This is a genomic window from Sphaerisporangium album (assembly GCF_003323745.1).
GTDB classification, from domain to species: Bacteria; Actinomycetota; Actinomycetes; order Streptosporangiales; family Streptosporangiaceae; genus Sphaerisporangium; species Sphaerisporangium album.
In genome coordinates, this window is record NZ_QOIL01000038.1 from 20623 (window position 1) to 36533 (window position 15911).

Here is a 15911-nt window from a genome sequence, read left to right on the forward strand (position 1 = left end):
GGCATGACCGACCCGCGGCGCCGCCCCCCACGAACCCCAGGAGAAAGCCCATGAAGATCCGTCGCACGCCCCCTCCCGGCCCCGTGACGGCGGTCCAGGCCGCCGACGTCACCGCCCTGCCAGCTCCCGCCCGGCCCCGCCGCGCCCGGCCCGGACCCGCCCAGGCCATCGAACGCCTGCCCGGCGTGCTCGGCGACGGAGCACTGCGCCCCATGTCGGGCCGGCAACTGCGACGGCTGCGCCTGACCCCGCACCAGGCGACCTCCGATGTGCTGCAAGCCGTCTTCCCGTGGATGGCCGACTCCGGCGTGGGCGCGCTCGGCCAACTGGTGGGACACAACCTGCTGGGCGGAGGTGCCTTCTGTCACGACCCGTGGGAATGGTATGACGCCGGAATCGTCACCAACCCCAACGCGATGATGTTCGGCGAGATCGGCAGCCGCAAGTCGACGCTTGTCAAATGCATGATCGCCCGCGGATACGAGTTCGGCCGCGACGCCTTCATCACCGACGTCAAAGACGAGTACTCCGACTTGGCGCGCTTTCTAGGCGCCGAACCGGTCGTGCTCGGCCCCGGGCTTCCCGCCCGGCTCAACCCCTTCGACGCCGGAGAGGAGTGGGAAGACCACCGTGACACCGTCGCCGAACGGCAGCTGGCCATGCTGGTGGCACTGGCCACCGCAGTGCTGGACCGCCCGCTGACCCAAGCCGAGCTCACCCTGTGCAAGATCGCCGTCGCCGAGGTCACCGACGCCGGCATCCAGCTCCGTGGCGACGGCACCGGCAGCCTCACCCCCGCCGACCGGCTGCGCGTCCCGGTGCTGCCCGAAGTGGTCGACGTGATGCTCGCCCCCAGCCTCCGACTCATCGACCAGCTGCCCATCAGCCGCGAAGAACTCCGGGAGAAGACCGCCGATCTGATCATGGGCTTCCAACGGCTCATGGACGGCGACCTGCGCGGAATGTTCGACGAGCCCACCAACATCGACGCCGGCCCCAGGTCACGGCTGATCGTCATCAATCTGTCCCACATCCTGGCCCAGCGCCGCTCCGCGCTACCTCTGGTACGCATCTGCGCGACCTCCTGGCTGCAATCGGCACTCAGCCGCCGAGACGGCCGGCGCCGGTTCGTGCTCGCCGATGAGGCCTGGGCCGACCTGACCCTGGGCACCCTGCGCTGGTACCAGGCCATGATCAAACTCGCGCGGCGAGACCTGGTGTCCAACTGGCTGGTCCTGCACAAACCCGGCGACCTGCTCACCGCCGGCGACGCCGGCAGCGAACGTGAGGCGCTGGCGATGTCGCTCATCGCCGACACCGGCACCGTGGTGCTCTACAGGCAAAAGCCGCAGCAGATGGACCTGTGCCGCACCTACTTCGGCGTCAACACCGCCGAGGAGCAAATTCTGCGGCGCCTGCGTCCCGGGGTGGGACTGTGGAAGGTGCACGACAACCGCTCGTATGTGGTCCAGCACGTGCGCAGTCCCGCCGAAGCCCGCTTCACCCACACCGACCATCAACCCGCCACCCCCACCGACGGCGGGGCCGGTGACCAGCCGGTCCCGGCCGCCGGGACAGGTCAGCGATGAGCCGCGCAGCCAGCCAGGAGCACGGCGGCCTGCTGGCCGGAGCCGAGCCGTTCATCATGGTCGCCGGACTGGTGCTGATGACCCTGACGGTGACCAAGTCGGCCTGGCTGGCCCAGGCCCTGGCCGCGGTGCTCACCGGGCGGGGCTGGCCCACAGGCACCTTCTCCGCCGCCGAGACCTTCGTCGTGCGCCTGGTCATCACCGCAGACACCGACACCGCCTGGCAACAGGCCACCGGCCGACCGGCGCCCCCCACCGGCGTGTTCTGGCTGCTCTGGATCGCGCTGCTGGTCGCCACCGGCGCCGTGGCCGTCGTCGTACTGCGGCGCCTTCGCACCTGGCATTCCCAGCGGCCCGCCGCAGGGGCCAGCTGGGCACAGCGCGCGGAGGAACAACGCATCGCCGTCCCAGAGGATCCCGCCCGCCGCCCGGGCCGCATCGTCGCCGGGCGCAGCCAGCGCACCAAGTCCCTGCTCGCCGGAGACGACTGCATCTCGGCCACGGTGTTCGGCCCCAACGGATCAGGCAAGACCCTCGGCCTGGTCGTCCCCGCCGCCCTTGAATGGGACGGCCCCTGCGTGGTCAGCACCGCAAAAGGCCGTGACCTGCAATGGCTCATCGAAGGACGCGCCCGCTACGGGCCCGTGTGGGTGATCGCCCCCGAAGGGGTCGAGGGAATCACCCGCGCCCACTGGTCACCGGTCGCCTACGCCACCGATGACGAAAGCGCCGACCGGATGGCCCGCTGGCTGTGCGAGTCCTCCGGCCTCAGCGACGACCCCCGCGCCCGGCCCTGGGTCCTCAAAGCCCGCGCGATGGTCGGCCCGGTGCTGATGGCCGCCCACCTGTCCGGCGGGGGAGCCGAGCGGTTCTACCGCTGGTGCCTGGACGGGCAAGACGTCCGCCACGAGGTACGGGCGATCCTCACCGAGCACGACTACATGCAGATGGCCGACAACTACGACTCGGTATGGCGCCTGCACCCCGACGGCATCGGCAGCGTGCTGTTCACCGCCGCCGCCGTGGTCGACGCCTACGCCAACCCCCGGGTCCGCGCCAGCGCCACCACCAGCGACTTCACCGCCGCAGACCTCATCGACCAACGCGGCACCGTGTGCATCGTCGCACCGCCCAGCCAGGCCGACACCCTAGCCCCCATGTTCACCGCGCTGATCGCCTCCATCATCTACGAGGCCGAAAAGCGCTACGAAAAGGGCGGCCCGCTCAACCCCCGGCTGCTGCTGGACCTGGACGAAGCCGGCAACGTATTCCGCTACCCGCAACTGCCCACCCTGCTCACCACCGCCCGCGGCATGGGCATCCAACTGCTCACCGTCTGGCATGACCTGGCCCAGTTGCAGACCCGCTACGGCCAAGAAGCCGCCCGCACCATCCTGTCGCAAAGCAAGATGCGCCTCCTGCTACCCGGGGTGGGAGACATGTCCACCCTGGAGTACTTCTCCAAGATGCTCGGCCACGCCACCGTCAGCAGGGCCGGATCCTCCACCGACAGCGAGGGGCGCCACACCTCCTCCACCAACGTGCAAAAGGACGAACTGGCCCCCATCCACGCCCTGCAACAGCTCACCGAATGGCACGCTCTGCTGCAATACGCCAACCTGCGACCGATGCGCATCACCATGCGCCGCGTCTTCGACGACCCGGCCCTGCTCGCCCTCACCCGACCGGCGAAAACCCCATGACCCTCACCAGCGGCTACCTGCCCACCCCGCCGGCCACCGCCAATGCTGCCCCTCCGCCCCCCGCCGAGGCGCCACGCTGGGTGTGGGAGGCCATGGACCCGGTCGATCGGCGCGCCCAGATGAAGCACATGGCCGACTGGGTGGCCTGGATGCTCTCCCGCCAGGTGCATCCACCCCTGGTGCTCACCGACCGCATCCCGGCCTGCTGGTACGTGCATCCGGGGCCACTGGACCGACTCACCTGCATCTATGTCGAATGGCTGCGCGTCCACCACCCCGACTCGGAGTTGCCGCTGGCCTCGTTCTACGACCTGCTGGATCGCCACGCGGCCACGCTGGGATACCCGGGACTATGCCTGCGCGGCGAACACGACAACGTGCGCGGCGCCGATCCCATCGAGGAATTCGACGTCTGGGTGGTCACCTCGCCCTGGGCCACCGCCCCCGCGACCTGCCCTCCGTTCTGGCCGACCTCAAGGAGCCCCGAAATGACCTCTGCACCCCCGATACCCCGCAGCGGACGCCCCGCCATGGTGTTGCCCGCCGCCGAGATCACCACCCTCATCGCCACCGGCCAGGCCGAACGGCTCGGCCGCACTCCCGCGGTCAAATACGACCAATCCTGGTGGCTGGGCGACGAAGAGGCCTACATCCGAGTCCTGGATGCCGATATGAGCAACGACCTGGACCGGCGGGCGGCAAAACTCGCCGCCGGCCTGGCCGCCGTCGCCCGCGCCGAACAGAGCGCCGCCCAGGCCTCCGAGGTGAACAGGCCCCTGCGATGACGCCAATCCACTTCATCGAACGAGCCCTGCTCGGTGCGTTGCTCAACGACCCCCGTTCAGTGCACGGCGTGGCGGACCTGGCCGGACTGCAAGCCGAGGACTTCTCAACCCCCCTGCACCGCGACCTGTTCGCCACCATGGTCAAGGCAGCCGCTGAGGCCAACATGCACACCATCGACGGCGTGAACCGGTTTCGGCGAGCCTGCGGCGCCACTGCGCTACGGCACAACCGCAACGCGCGCTGGCTGGCCAACCTGGCCGCCTCCGCCCCTTCCGGCCGTGCGGTCAACTACGGCTTCCTGGTCAACGAGGCCCACACCATGCGGCTCATCGCCCACCACATCGGCAGAGTATCGGCCGCACTGGCGCAGGCCGATCCCGCCGCCATGGAACTGGTGGGCGACGAGCTCCACGAAGCCCGCCGGGTAGTAGCCAAGCTGGCCGACCGGTGGCGAGTCGACCCGGCCACGACTGCAACCCCCCGCCCGCCTGCTGTCAGCGACCCACAAGCCGCCCCGGTCCCACGGTGGTTCTTGCTCGCGCGGTACCAGGCAGCCGCCCAGGCGCGCCGGCAAGCCGCCCGGGAGGACCGCCTGATCGCCTCCCTGATCGGCGATCCATTCCAGATCGAAGACGTCCGGGGATGGCTGGAGGCCAGTGATTTCACCGCACCCGGCCGCGGGGAGCTGTACACCGCACTGCTGAAGCTCTATGACAGCGGTCAACCTTTCGATGTGGTCACGGTCGTCTGGGACGCCGCCATGAATGGGGGGCTCGACATGGACATCGACGCGTTCATCGCGCGCTACGACCGCGCCGAGCGAGGAGAGGCGATGCACCTGGCCCGCGACCTGGTGCGCCAGTCAATCGGCCGCGGGCTGGACAGCCAGGCCAGGCAACTGCTCCGCGCCGGCGGCCGCGCCGAGGCGGCCGTCTTGCGGGCGAATGCCGTCCTGGGCGAGGCGGCACGACGGTGGGGAGACTCACGTGCGCTCAGGACCGCCGACGTCTCCTACAGCGCGCCTGCCGCGTCGTCTGCGTTTACTGCCCCCGCCGAGCCTGCCGCGTTGCCGCCGCCCATCATCGTCCACCCGTCCACCCCACCCGCGCGCACAAGCCTGTGATCGCCCGTGCCGCCCAGCGACCCCCGCACAACCGCCAGCCACGAGGCCAGCCTCTACGAGGCCTCCTGGCTGGATATCCGCGCCGAGCAGGCACTGCTGGGAGCCCTGCTGCTCGATTTCGATCAACGCGATCAGGTGCGCGGCTGGCTGGAAGCGCTGGACTTCTACCGCCCCGCGCACGGCGAGCTCTACAAAATCCTGATGAGTCTGGACGGCGACGGCGCCACTGGGACGCCATCGCCAGCCATCTTACTGGAAAAGACCGGGCACCTGCCCGGAGTGACCGGCGCCTACCTGCACACCCTGATGGAGAGCTGCCCCAGGCAAGGCAACATCGCAAGCTACGGGCTCATGGTGGTGCAGGCCGACGCTCGCCGAGCCGTCGGCCTGCACGCCACACGCTTGGCCCAAATCGTTGACGTCCTTGCCCGCGGCGACGCCGACATGGACCAGTTGTTCGAGGTCAGCACCGTCGCCCGGATACAAATGGCGTACCTGTCGCAACGCCTTGCCACCCTGCCCACCTCCCCCCGACACGCCCTTCCCGAAGTGAGCGGCCCCCCCTCCTCCGACCAGGCCGCCGCACTAGCCGCCCAGCGCGAGCGGGAATTCTTGACCGGTCTCATCGCCGCCCCCCAGCTCATCGATCAGGTGCGGGACTTTCTGGATCCTGCCGACTTCGCCGATCCGACACGCGGCGCGATCTTCGCCGCACTGCTCGACATGCGCACGCAGGGCACACCGATCGACATCCTCACCACCACTTGGGAACTACGACACCGCGGCATCCTCACTGACGATCAGGCGAGCATGCAGTTCCTGCGCACCTTCACCGGCCCGCCGCCCGTCGCGCCGCTGTACATAGCCGCACAAATCCTCGAGGCAGCGACCGTGGCCCAGGCGCAGCTGGCCAGCGCCCGCCTCGCCGAGGGTGTCATCGACCAGCGCATCCCTGTCGCTTCCCTGGTCACGTCGGCAGAACAGGAGCTCACCGCCCTGACCGGCCGACGATCGCTCCACGCCCTCTTGCCCTACGTCTCGCCTGAGCAGGGCGATACGGGCAACGAGACCGTAACCTTCCGCACGGCGTCGTAACCGCCTCTCGCACGGCTGAGCCGCCGACGGCTGACCTTGTCAGCATTACTCGGCCGCAGGCGGCGAAGAACGTAAGCGCGCACGACTGCGCGTCGCAGTCTGGAGTGTCCCAAGTTCACTGATCGACAGGTTCACGGCCGGGCGCTGAGGCATCCGGACAGGGGATCGGCGCCTGATCAGGCTCAGGGTGTCGCGATGGGCGCACGGCCTGCGATCTTTCACCTGCGAAGCACGAAGGCCGGCGGATGACCTCCTGGGAGATCGCGGGTGGCACCCCTGTCCGCCGGCCTTCTTTCCGATCCGAAGGAACGCTGTGCTGTCCCTCAGACCTCCCATGGTACGGGCTCCCGCCGAATGCCGAGCCGCCATACTCCACACCAATGCCCCGCTATGTGACAAAAGCCTTGAACAATCATTTAAAGGTATAATTAGGGATATGTCGTGTGGTGGCACCCACATGACACGCACCACGTCATCCGATCCGAAAACAGAAAGGCGCACCTGTGCCTCACTCCGCAGCACGGCGGCCGCATCCGCCGACCGCCCCAACGGCCGAACAACTCCTGCTGTTCGCCGCCGATCCACCCCTTGCCACCCCCGCCTGCGGCGACCTCCCCCCAAATGCCCTGGCAGCCACTTGCACACCGACCTGGGCCCAGCACCGATCCAATCCACCCCGCTACGGCTGGCTCGGCAGGGCCTACAACGCACTCCTTGCCGATCCCACGCTCTTCGCCCAGCACCACAGCATCACCGAACTCGCCGCCGGCAGCAGAAACCGCGCTATGTCCATCCGATTCTGGATGCGGGCCTTCAAACTCACCACTGAACACGACCAGGGAACCGGCCAGGCCCACCAGGTCCGCCTCACCGAACGGGCGCACTGGCTGCTGAACCCCGACACCGGCGTCGACCCCTATCTGGAAGACCCCGCCAGCCTATGGCTCCTGCACTGGTGGCTCCTGTCACCGCCATGCCGCGCACCGGCCTGGCACGTGGCCTTCAACCACATGCTCAGCACCTTCGGCAAAGACCAGTTCCACCGCCGGATCGCCAGTCTGGCGACCGAATCCAGATGGCGGACCCCCAGCGCCAAGGTGGTCGACGACGAGCTCTCATGCCTGGTCCGCATGTACACCGCGACACGCAGCTGGGCCGATCAACCACTGGCCCACATCGAAGACATCATCGACCGCCCTTTCGCCACGCTCGGCCTGCTGATCGTCCGCAACGACGGACTGCTTCATCTGGTGAACAAATCGGCCGTCGCCGTCCCCGCACACGTGCTCGCCTACGCCTGCCTGGCCTACAGCCACGCGCTCCACCCGGCCGCCACAAGCATCGCCCTCCCTCGGCTGGCCGGCGACATCGGAGGCCCCGGCCGGGTGTTCCGCCTGTACACCGCCCAGCTCACCGAACGGCTGCGCCCGGTGATCGAGACACACCCCGGCATCCAGATCGTCGAATCCCTCGGGCAGGACACCCTGGTGTTCGATCGTCCCGCCATGCCGATGGGCTGGGAACTGCTGGCGGGCCTCTACCCCACCACGGCCACCATCAGGCACCACCCGCGTCCGCCCCCTGACCTGCCCGCCATCGCCGGTCGGAGCCGGTCCACGTTCGAATTCCTGTGGATCGGCTCCAACCGGCGCATCCAACGACCACGCCGCGTCGGCGCCGACAGGCCCCACCCGCTCGCCGGTCCACCTCCAGCGCTCCGCCCGGCACACGCACCACCCGCGGCCCTCCGGCGAATACAAATGAGCAACGCCGGAAAAGCTTGCGCACTGAATCGTCCACTCGATTCGAATTCCCGATAATATTGGTGTTGTCCGGGTGGCACCCCGGCCAACACCGTCCGATCCAGAAGAAAGCACAGGTATGAAACTCCCCCCTGCCTTGCCGTCGAAAGCCCAGCTAGAGCGACTGCGCGCCACCGCCACCTACCGAACTCTGAACCTGTGCTCTCTCGGCGCAGGCGTACAGTCCAGCACACTCCTCATCATGTCGGCGCTCGGACTCGCCCCCCGCGAGATACCAAGATATGACGCGGTCATCTTCGCGGACACCCAATTCGAACCGGACGCCGTGTACAAGCACCTGGAAAAACTGCAGGAGATCGCCCACGCGGCGGACATCCCGTTCATCAGAATCAGCGCCGGAAACATCCGCCACGACGCGCTAAAACCATCGGGCCATTACGCCACCATGCCCCTGCACATCCTGGGCGACCAGGGCGGCCGCGGCATGCTGCGACGCCAATGCACCGACGAATACAAGGTCAAGCCCATCAGGCGCAGCGTCCGCGCAGTGCTCGGCGCGCCCATCGAAGACGGCCATGTCGGAAAAGTGCCCGCCGGACGCTACGCTATGCAGCACATCGGTTTCTCATTCGATGAGGAGCGGCGGGTAAGAGACGAACCGCCAGGCGCCTACAACGAGCTGGAATACCCGTTGATCCGGCTGCGAATGACCCGCCAGGACTGCATGGACATGCTCGCGCAGTACGGTTTGGAAAACACACCCAAGTCCGCCTGCATCGGGTGCCCGTTCTCCGGAAACAGCCGCTGGCGGGCCATGCGCGACACCCAGCCTGACGACTGGGCCGCCGCAGTCGAATTCGACGAGCAAATCCGCCACGGCCACCCCGCCGCGGGCGTTGCGCTGAAAGGCCGTGCCTTCGTCCACCGTTCCCGCGTCGCCTTGGCACAGGCGGACATCGACCGTGTGACCGCGCACGAATGGCGCGGCCGTCAAGGGGAGATCAGCCTCGCCCGCTACGAGGAGGAGCCCCCCGGCTGCTCTCCTTATGGCTGCCGACGCACAGAGATCCCCCCGGAAGCCGCCGTCGAGGCAGGTGCCTGATCACCACGGGTAACCCGACGACGTAGAAACCGGGCTGGCCGGCCAACCCACCGGCCAGCCCTCACCCCGAAAGGAAACACACATGGACGCCATCATCATCGCCACACCGGACTGGGCGCTCGGCCGCCGGAGCGGAACGATCGAGCCGTACGGCAACCAGGAGTCGGTATACGCCCGCGCGCGAGAACTGCCCTGCGAGCACGTGACGATTTTGCAGCGCAAGGGCGAGGAGTGGATCCCCGTCGAGCCCCTGTACGCCTGGTGCGTGGGAAAGCCCGACTTCGACCACACGCTGTGCGCCGAGCGGACGGATGGGCACGAGCCCCGCACCTGGGTTCTGCGCTACGACGGCGGCCATGGCGCCGAAAAGCACACCTTCGGCACGGCGGGCGAGGCCCTCAACGCCCTAGTGATCGAGGCGCGGGAGAACTGGCAGCGCGTCAACGACCTGAAGCGGCCGGACCTCCCCACCGAGCCGCCTGCTGACGACGCCGAGGCGACTCAGCTCTTCATGACCGCGCTGGGCGAGACCTACGAACTGAAGTTCGCGGGAGCTGACGCCAGGTGACCGCTCGCCTGACCTACTGCTACGACAACGCCGACAAGGACCTACATCCACCCCGGACACCATGACGGCCGCGAAGAACCGTATCTGCGGGTCGTCGACCAGCGGCAGGGGAGCCGAGCCTTGAGCTCCCAATGCGCACGCTGACATGGCTCACCTTCGCCCAGCGCGCTGAACTCTTCCCCGGTCTGGCCAAGGAGAGGCCCGCGCGGATGGAGGAGCTGGTTGCCCTGCTGGACCGGCAGGGCGCAGTGGAGGAGACCCTCGAGCGTGCGCGCCGCCGGCGGGCGAACGACGCCGCCCCCGACGCGCATGTCGACAGCTTCAACCCCCTGCACGACGGCCCGAACGTCCTGGACGACGAACCTTCCTTCTAACACCCTCGCCGGGCAGGCTCAATGCCTGCCCGGCACCGAACCCCTCGTGAAGATGCCGGGCTCGGCGACAGATCTTCACGGCTCGAAACCCGACCCGCAGCCATGCGGTGGACATACCGACGCCGAGGTCTGGTGACCTCTCCCTACCGACCTCCGGAAACCAGTGGATGACGGCCGAGGCCGCGCGGCGCTGGCGGACCCCGGCAGCGCGGGGGTCACCACCAGGGCAGACAGACGGCAAGACCTATCCACGAATCGTGCATTTAGTGGTAAAATGAATGTATTCAGCTGGGTGGCAAAAGCACGTCGTCATCGGCTGCGAGGGCCATCAATCACATCGCCTCGTCGGAGGCGCTCGGGCTGTCGCGTGACCAGCTGTGTAACTGGCTCGATGACTTTCTTCCAACTGGGCGCGGAGCATTGGGGCCGGTTCGGGAACTGGACGCTTCCGACTGCGAGCAGTCCGCAGTGTCGTTGGGAATCCCTGAGCCGCACCAGGTGGTCGAGGGCCACAAGATACCGGCGTCCCGCGGACGGACACCCAAGCGCGGCAAGCCCCTGCACTTGGCCGGACGCGCATCGTCACCCCCGTGGTGGACGAGCGAGATTCAAGCGCCATGCGGCGCAGTTGTGACTCGAATACAAGGAGAAGCACATGAGCACGAAGCTAACGGCCAAGGACCGGGCCGCGCTGAACCGGGCGGCCGGTATGAACTACGCGGCCAGCCAGAGCGAATACTACGTTATCTACTACAAACGCGGAAGCCCGGACCAGCAGGTCGCCGGCCCATTCGACGGCAGCTTCGGCGCGAGCCATGCAATGACCGTCGCCCGCGACCGCAAGACCGATCGCATCGTCCAGCGCAAGAAGACACTTTCCTGTGTCTACGGGGAATTCGAGCTGGCGCAGATCGACAAGAACGGTGACATCATCGAGGACTCGGCCGCCCATGCGTTGGCCCGTTGGCTGGTGTCTCTGGACAACCCCGACGACCAGGCGGCTATGGAGGAGCGTGGCGAGCTGACGCTGGCCGACATCATCAAAAAGGCCCGCGAGGCGCTTGGTCCGGACGAATAACAGCTGCGCACCATAGTCTGCCGACGCGCCGGCCCTGCCCGCGCTGCCTGAGGTGCCCTCTCGAAGACCAGCGACGAGGACAACGACGAGCTGATCCTCACCGTTGATATGCCCGGCGGCCTGAGGCGCGCTACCGAACTGCCCAAATCTAAGGGATCGGTCGGGTAGTCGTGATCGGGCCGAAACGGGCCCGTGCGCACTGACCGAACTGGTCCCCTATCGCAACCGGTTGCTACGCAACCTGGACGACTTCGGCAACCGCCGCGACGACTCGAACTGGTGGTACGTACCGCCGGTTCTGCCACGGCAAAACCACCCCGCACCCCCGGCGGACCGGCAACGCCGAACCCGGCACCAACTCCTTCTGCTGTAACGACTGCGGGGACCCGCGACTCCCGCACGGCGTAAACATCGCTGGACGGCCACCCGCGCCCAATCGATCGGAAAGAGAGGAACCACACATGGGATGGACCTCAATGCACCGCGAGCCAGGAATGACCGACCGCGAGTTCTACGAGCAAGAACACCCGAACACGCTCACCAAGGAGGGCGAAATCCTGGACTGCGCGACCGTCCGCGGCGTGTTCTACGCGGCCGTGCGCCAAAAGGATTCACGCGAGGTCTGGGCACTGGTGGTGCTCATGCGCCGCAGTGGCGGCTACTTCAACTTCACGTACAAGGTATTGTCCGACACCAGCGGACCGGTCGAGGACCGCTGTCCCATCCGGATTCTTGACCTGCTGACACCCCTGTCAACATGCAGCCACGACCAGGAGTACTGCCGACTGTGCAACGCGGAGATCACACCCGCAGACGGCCAGTGGCTCAGCCACGCGCGGCCAGCACAGCGCCCGGAGGTCGCGGGACCACGCTGCTACAGCGGCTACCCCTACGGCGCAAACGCGCCCGATGGCGGCGCGCCGTTCCACGAGCCGGGCGGGACCGCGACATGCAGCACCTGCTGGGCCAGGGACTGGCGCGACCGGTGCCGCGCCAACGCCGAAAGGGAAACGCAAGCCAGGACGCGCGCCAGGACCGTCCGGCCCGGTACGTGCCTGAGGTTCACCAGGCCGATGCAGTTCAGCAACGGCGAAGAGCGCGACACGTTCACCTTCGAGACCCGGTCGACGTTCCGCAGCCCCGACAGCGACCGCCGCTACCGCATTCCGCGCTGGCGCACCGACTACGACTACGAGATCGTGAACCCAACCCAGTCGTGACCTTGCTGCGCATCCGGCGTGCCGCACAGGCTCCGCTCCTCGCGGCACGCCGCGTCCACCTGGCCAACATTGCGCCCTAACTGCGCGGGGGCAGTTGCGGTTCTGCGAGAGGGTCAGCACCGGCGCCTGACCCCTCTCTCATCGCCCCTACGAGGGGAACCATCGGCCGGCCCGCCCGGGTTGGCCGCCCACCGACCCCCAGGAGGGGCCATGAACATCGTCAACCTGACAACCCACCCGATCCACCTCTACCCGCCGTCCGCGCCGGACACGGTCACCGGCGCGGACACCCCCCTGCGCAGCATCCCGCCGTCGGGCACCGTGGCCCGCCTGGCGGTCACCCCCGGCGAGGCGGCCACCGTCCACGTGGCCGGGCTGGACGTCCCCCTCCAGTCCAGCGTGTACGGCGCCGCGCAGCACGTGCCGGACCCGGAGCCGGGCACCCTGTACCTGATCGCGCTGTCGCTGGCCATGGAGATGCGCCGCACCGGCCGCGTCGACCTGATCGTGGTAGACAGGCTGGTCCGCAACGACGCCGACACGGTCGTCGGCTGCCGCGGATTCGGCCGTGCCCTCGACGCGACGACCGCCGACACCGACGGCTACACCTACCCGTACAAGGACCCGCGCGGCATCCTGGCCGGCAACCGATGGGAAGACCTCGTGGACGGCCAACTCGTCAGCGTGCAGCGGCTCGGCGGCGACTTCGGTACCGTCGCTGTGCGCGTCCGCGCGGAGCTGGCGCACCTGCACGGCGAGATCGCGGGTGAGATGCGCGAGGCGCTCGGCTACGCCCTGCAAGATCCGCAGCCTGCAGATCCACCCGAAGCTGCACCCCGATCTGGGCGAGTCATTTACGGTAAAATCGCAGTATTCGACTGGGTGGCACTCCTGTCGAATCGCGCTTCCCTCTCCGATCCGAAGGTCGTTCATGCTTTCTACCGCAGATGCCACGACACCACACCAATACTCGCCGTCCACGGCTTCCGTCGGCCACGGCATCTGGTACTCGGCAGTGCCCACCACCGAAATCGACACCGTGCTCCGCAGAGGCTTGTGGCCGATGCGGCAACTCGGGTGCCCGGCCGACACCAGCACGGCCCCGGGACATGTCTACCTGCTCCGAGCAGAGGCGATCACCTGGGATCCAGACTGGACCGGGCTGCAAATCCCTCAGGCGGACCTGGCGCTCATAGCCGTCAATCTGAGCGAGATAGAAGCGGCGGCCCTGTGCACCGAAGCGTTTGACAACCCGCACCACACGACGGCTATCGACCCGATACCCACCTGCGGACTCCTGGAAGGGCAATGTGATCGCATTGCCGTCCACGGCCGCCTTGATGCCGATCGACTGATCGCCGTTCCCTCAACCGTTCATGACCGACTGGCCGAATGGGAGCAGGAACTCGCCCTTTTAATGAACGGCTGGAGATGGGACCTGCCGCCTCTGCCGCCTGCCACAATGACGCCGACGAGCGCACCTACGCTTCCCGACCAGCCATCGGACTCTCCCTTCGGTGACTACCTCTCCATCTACTCCCGCGCCCATGCCTTGGCCGACGGCGAGTTGGTCGACGTCACGGCCAACTCACCCTTTCGCTGGCACACCGCCCTCACCCGCGCGGTCTGGGAGGACTGCGTGAGCTGGAGTGAAGCCGACAGCGCGCGCAAGCGCGGCGCCGCGCTGCAAGACGAGCGCGGTCGCCTGCACGACGTGCTCACCATGGCGAAGCTCGCCGCTGCGGCCACATCCGGCGACCGGGCGACCTTCGAGGTGGCGCGGGTGCCCCGTGCTGGCAGGGGAACCCGTCCCCGTCTGGTGACCCTTGTCCTTCACATCGGCCCCGGCGACGACCCCGCACCCGTCATCACGATCATGCAGCCGCAGGAGTCGTGAACGGAGGCCGGAGCCGCTGTCACGACTCGCCACCGACCGCACCGACATCAACGACCACGCGCATGCTCGCCGTGCAAGCCGGTGCCCACTCCGGGCCGCAGTGCCACCAACCCAACACCCGTCGAGCACCGCATCGGCGATGGCCGACGCCTACGCGCGCCTCCACCCCGTGAACAGCTCGGCGATGTCGACTTGCAACGCGTCGGCGATGGCGAACACCTTGTCCAGCGACACATTGCGTTTGCCGTCCGCGCCAGCTCGATCCATTCTAAGAAAGGGTCTGCCGAGCATAGAGGCGGCGCCATTACGACCCGGCGCGGCTAGCGATTCAGTTCCCGCAAAGTCCGCTTACACGGGTTTTCCGCGAGTGGCGTACCGACCACTGATACATGCATTAAGTGGTAAAGTTCTGACTGTCGCAATGGATGGCACTCCAAATTGCGACGGCATTTCATTCCGATCTGAAAGGACTCACAATGAACCCTCCCTCTGATTCCGCCGCGGAGGAATTCGCCGATGCCTACACACCCGATGTGTCGATCTTCGCCGACGCCGGAGTCGAGGTCACCGCGACCACCCCAGGACTGCTGTTCGTCCGGGTTGCCGAAGGTCACGCCGCCTGGATATCGGGCATCGACGGGCCACTGCCGACCGACCGCCGCCAGCGCAGCGGCTACACGTTGTACCTGAACAGGCTGTCCGACCACAGCCTGTTCACCACGGCTCACTCGGGGCCAAGCACGGCGGCGTTCGCCGCAGAGGTGGCCGATCTACTCCAGCGGATCGACGCGCTGAACTTCCGCCCCGGCCGTCAGCGCCCCCAGCGCAGCCGGGGATTCCAAACGCTGCCCACATCGCAGGCTGACCTCGCCAACCGCACGGCACGCATGTACCCGTCAGCGCCTGGAGAGACGCTGCCCTGCATGGTCATCGCAGGAGTGCAGATCTACGCCTACGTCGACGCCTCCTCTGGGGCGCTGCGGGTCGTCATCCATCCCGAGGACGCCGGGCCGGACCTGCGCGACGACACCGGACAGACGCGGCTGGTGATCACGGCCAGCACCCTCGCCCTGCTGGACACCCGCCGCCCAACGGGCGGAGCTCAGGGCCTGGCGGTGGACCCGGGCAAGGCCGTCGGAGCGATTTACCGGCTCCATGCCGCCCTTGATGAGCACAACATCGAGACCGGCAGCCTCTGGAATGGCAGCGACGTCATAAACATCCTGAGCGACTGGTTCCAGGGCCTGGGCCTGTCATTCCCCGACCTGGATCTCGACAACGACGCCAGCGACGCTCCGGAGTAGCGCCAATCCTGAGATGCCGGCCGTCGGCGACTTTGAGCCGGCCGACGCAAGGCTCCACCGTTGTGCCCGCCAGGCCGCCCTGGCGGGCGCGGCAGCGGCACGTCCGGCGCCACCTGGCTTCCACCAACGACGCACGGCTGCGTGCAGCCGATTCATTCATCCACCTGCTTCACCTAGTTCACCTAGTGCTGTGACCGGAAACGATCACCGGGTTGGGTCTTGGTCAGGCGGCGGGTGACAGGGGTCGGCCGCCCCAGCGGATGCGTTTCTCGCTGCGGATGCGGGCGCGTTCTCGGCGCTGAGCGGCCA

General features: G+C 67.6%; 14 protein-coding genes. All 14 read left to right on the forward strand.

The window, feature by feature from the left end; translation table 11 throughout:
• Positions 1–50 precede the first annotated feature (50 nt).
• A complete protein-coding gene (locus DQ384_RS39280; protein WP_114033975.1) occupies positions 51–1589 on the forward strand; it encodes a VirB4 family type IV secretion/conjugal transfer ATPase in 1539 nt (512 codons plus the stop codon).
• On the forward strand, positions 1586–3292 hold the full coding sequence (locus DQ384_RS39285; RefSeq protein WP_114033976.1) for a type IV secretory system conjugative DNA transfer family protein: 1707 nt from the start codon (positions 1586–1588) through the stop codon (positions 3290–3292). Before DQ384_RS39280 ends, DQ384_RS39285 begins: the two co-directional genes overlap by 4 nt.
• On the forward strand, positions 3289–4077 hold the full coding sequence (locus DQ384_RS41950) for a hypothetical protein (protein WP_181871679.1): 789 nt from the start codon (positions 3289–3291) through the stop codon (positions 4075–4077). Before DQ384_RS39285 ends, DQ384_RS41950 begins: the two co-directional genes overlap by 4 nt.
• Complete coding sequence (locus DQ384_RS39295) at positions 4074–5201, forward strand: DnaB-like helicase N-terminal domain-containing protein (RefSeq protein WP_181871680.1); 1128 nt, start codon at positions 4074–4076, stop codon at positions 5199–5201. The genes DQ384_RS41950 and DQ384_RS39295 overlap by 4 nt, the downstream gene beginning before the upstream one ends.
• Before the next feature lie 6 nt (positions 5202–5207).
• Complete coding sequence (locus DQ384_RS39300) at positions 5208–6296, forward strand: DnaB-like helicase N-terminal domain-containing protein (RefSeq protein ID WP_114033979.1); 1089 nt, start codon at positions 5208–5210, stop codon at positions 6294–6296.
• A 503-nt stretch (positions 6297–6799) separates the two neighbouring features.
• Positions 6800–8116, forward strand: a complete 1317-nt coding sequence (locus tag DQ384_RS39305) for a DUF4007 family protein (RefSeq protein ID WP_181871681.1) — start codon at positions 6800–6802, stop codon at positions 8114–8116.
• A 184-nt stretch (positions 8117–8300) separates the two neighbouring features.
• Positions 8301–9161 carry a hypothetical protein gene (locus tag DQ384_RS39310; RefSeq protein ID WP_220183383.1) on the forward strand — a complete coding sequence of 287 codons (861 nt, stop codon included), beginning with the start codon at positions 8301–8303 and terminating at the stop codon, positions 9159–9161.
• Between the two features lie 82 nt (positions 9162–9243).
• Complete coding sequence (locus DQ384_RS39315) at positions 9244–9729, forward strand: hypothetical protein (RefSeq protein ID WP_114033982.1); 486 nt, start codon at positions 9244–9246, stop codon at positions 9727–9729.
• Between the two features lie 131 nt (positions 9730–9860).
• Positions 9861–10103: a hypothetical protein gene (locus DQ384_RS39320; RefSeq protein WP_114033983.1), complete on the forward strand. Its 243-nt coding sequence runs from the start codon at positions 9861–9863 to the stop codon at positions 10101–10103.
• A 655-nt stretch (positions 10104–10758) separates the two neighbouring features.
• Positions 10759–11181, forward strand: coding sequence for a hypothetical protein (locus DQ384_RS39325; RefSeq protein WP_114033984.1), 423 nt, complete (start codon positions 10759–10761; stop codon positions 11179–11181).
• A gap of 461 nt (positions 11182–11642) precedes the next feature.
• Positions 11643–12401, forward strand: a complete 759-nt coding sequence (locus DQ384_RS39330; RefSeq protein WP_147269079.1) for a DUF6927 domain-containing protein — start codon at positions 11643–11645, stop codon at positions 12399–12401.
• A 210-nt stretch (positions 12402–12611) separates the two neighbouring features.
• On the forward strand, positions 12612–13649 hold the full coding sequence (locus tag DQ384_RS40735) for a hypothetical protein (RefSeq protein ID WP_147269080.1): 1038 nt from the start codon (positions 12612–12614) through the stop codon (positions 13647–13649).
• A 214-nt stretch (positions 13650–13863) separates the two neighbouring features.
• A complete protein-coding gene (locus DQ384_RS39340; protein WP_220183384.1) occupies positions 13864–14298 on the forward strand; it encodes a DUF6573 family protein in 435 nt (144 codons plus the stop codon).
• A 425-nt stretch (positions 14299–14723) separates the two neighbouring features.
• Positions 14724–15602: a hypothetical protein gene (locus tag DQ384_RS39345; RefSeq protein WP_147269081.1), complete on the forward strand. Its 879-nt coding sequence runs from the start codon at positions 14724–14726 to the stop codon at positions 15600–15602.
• Positions 15603–15911: the final 309 nt, after the last annotated feature.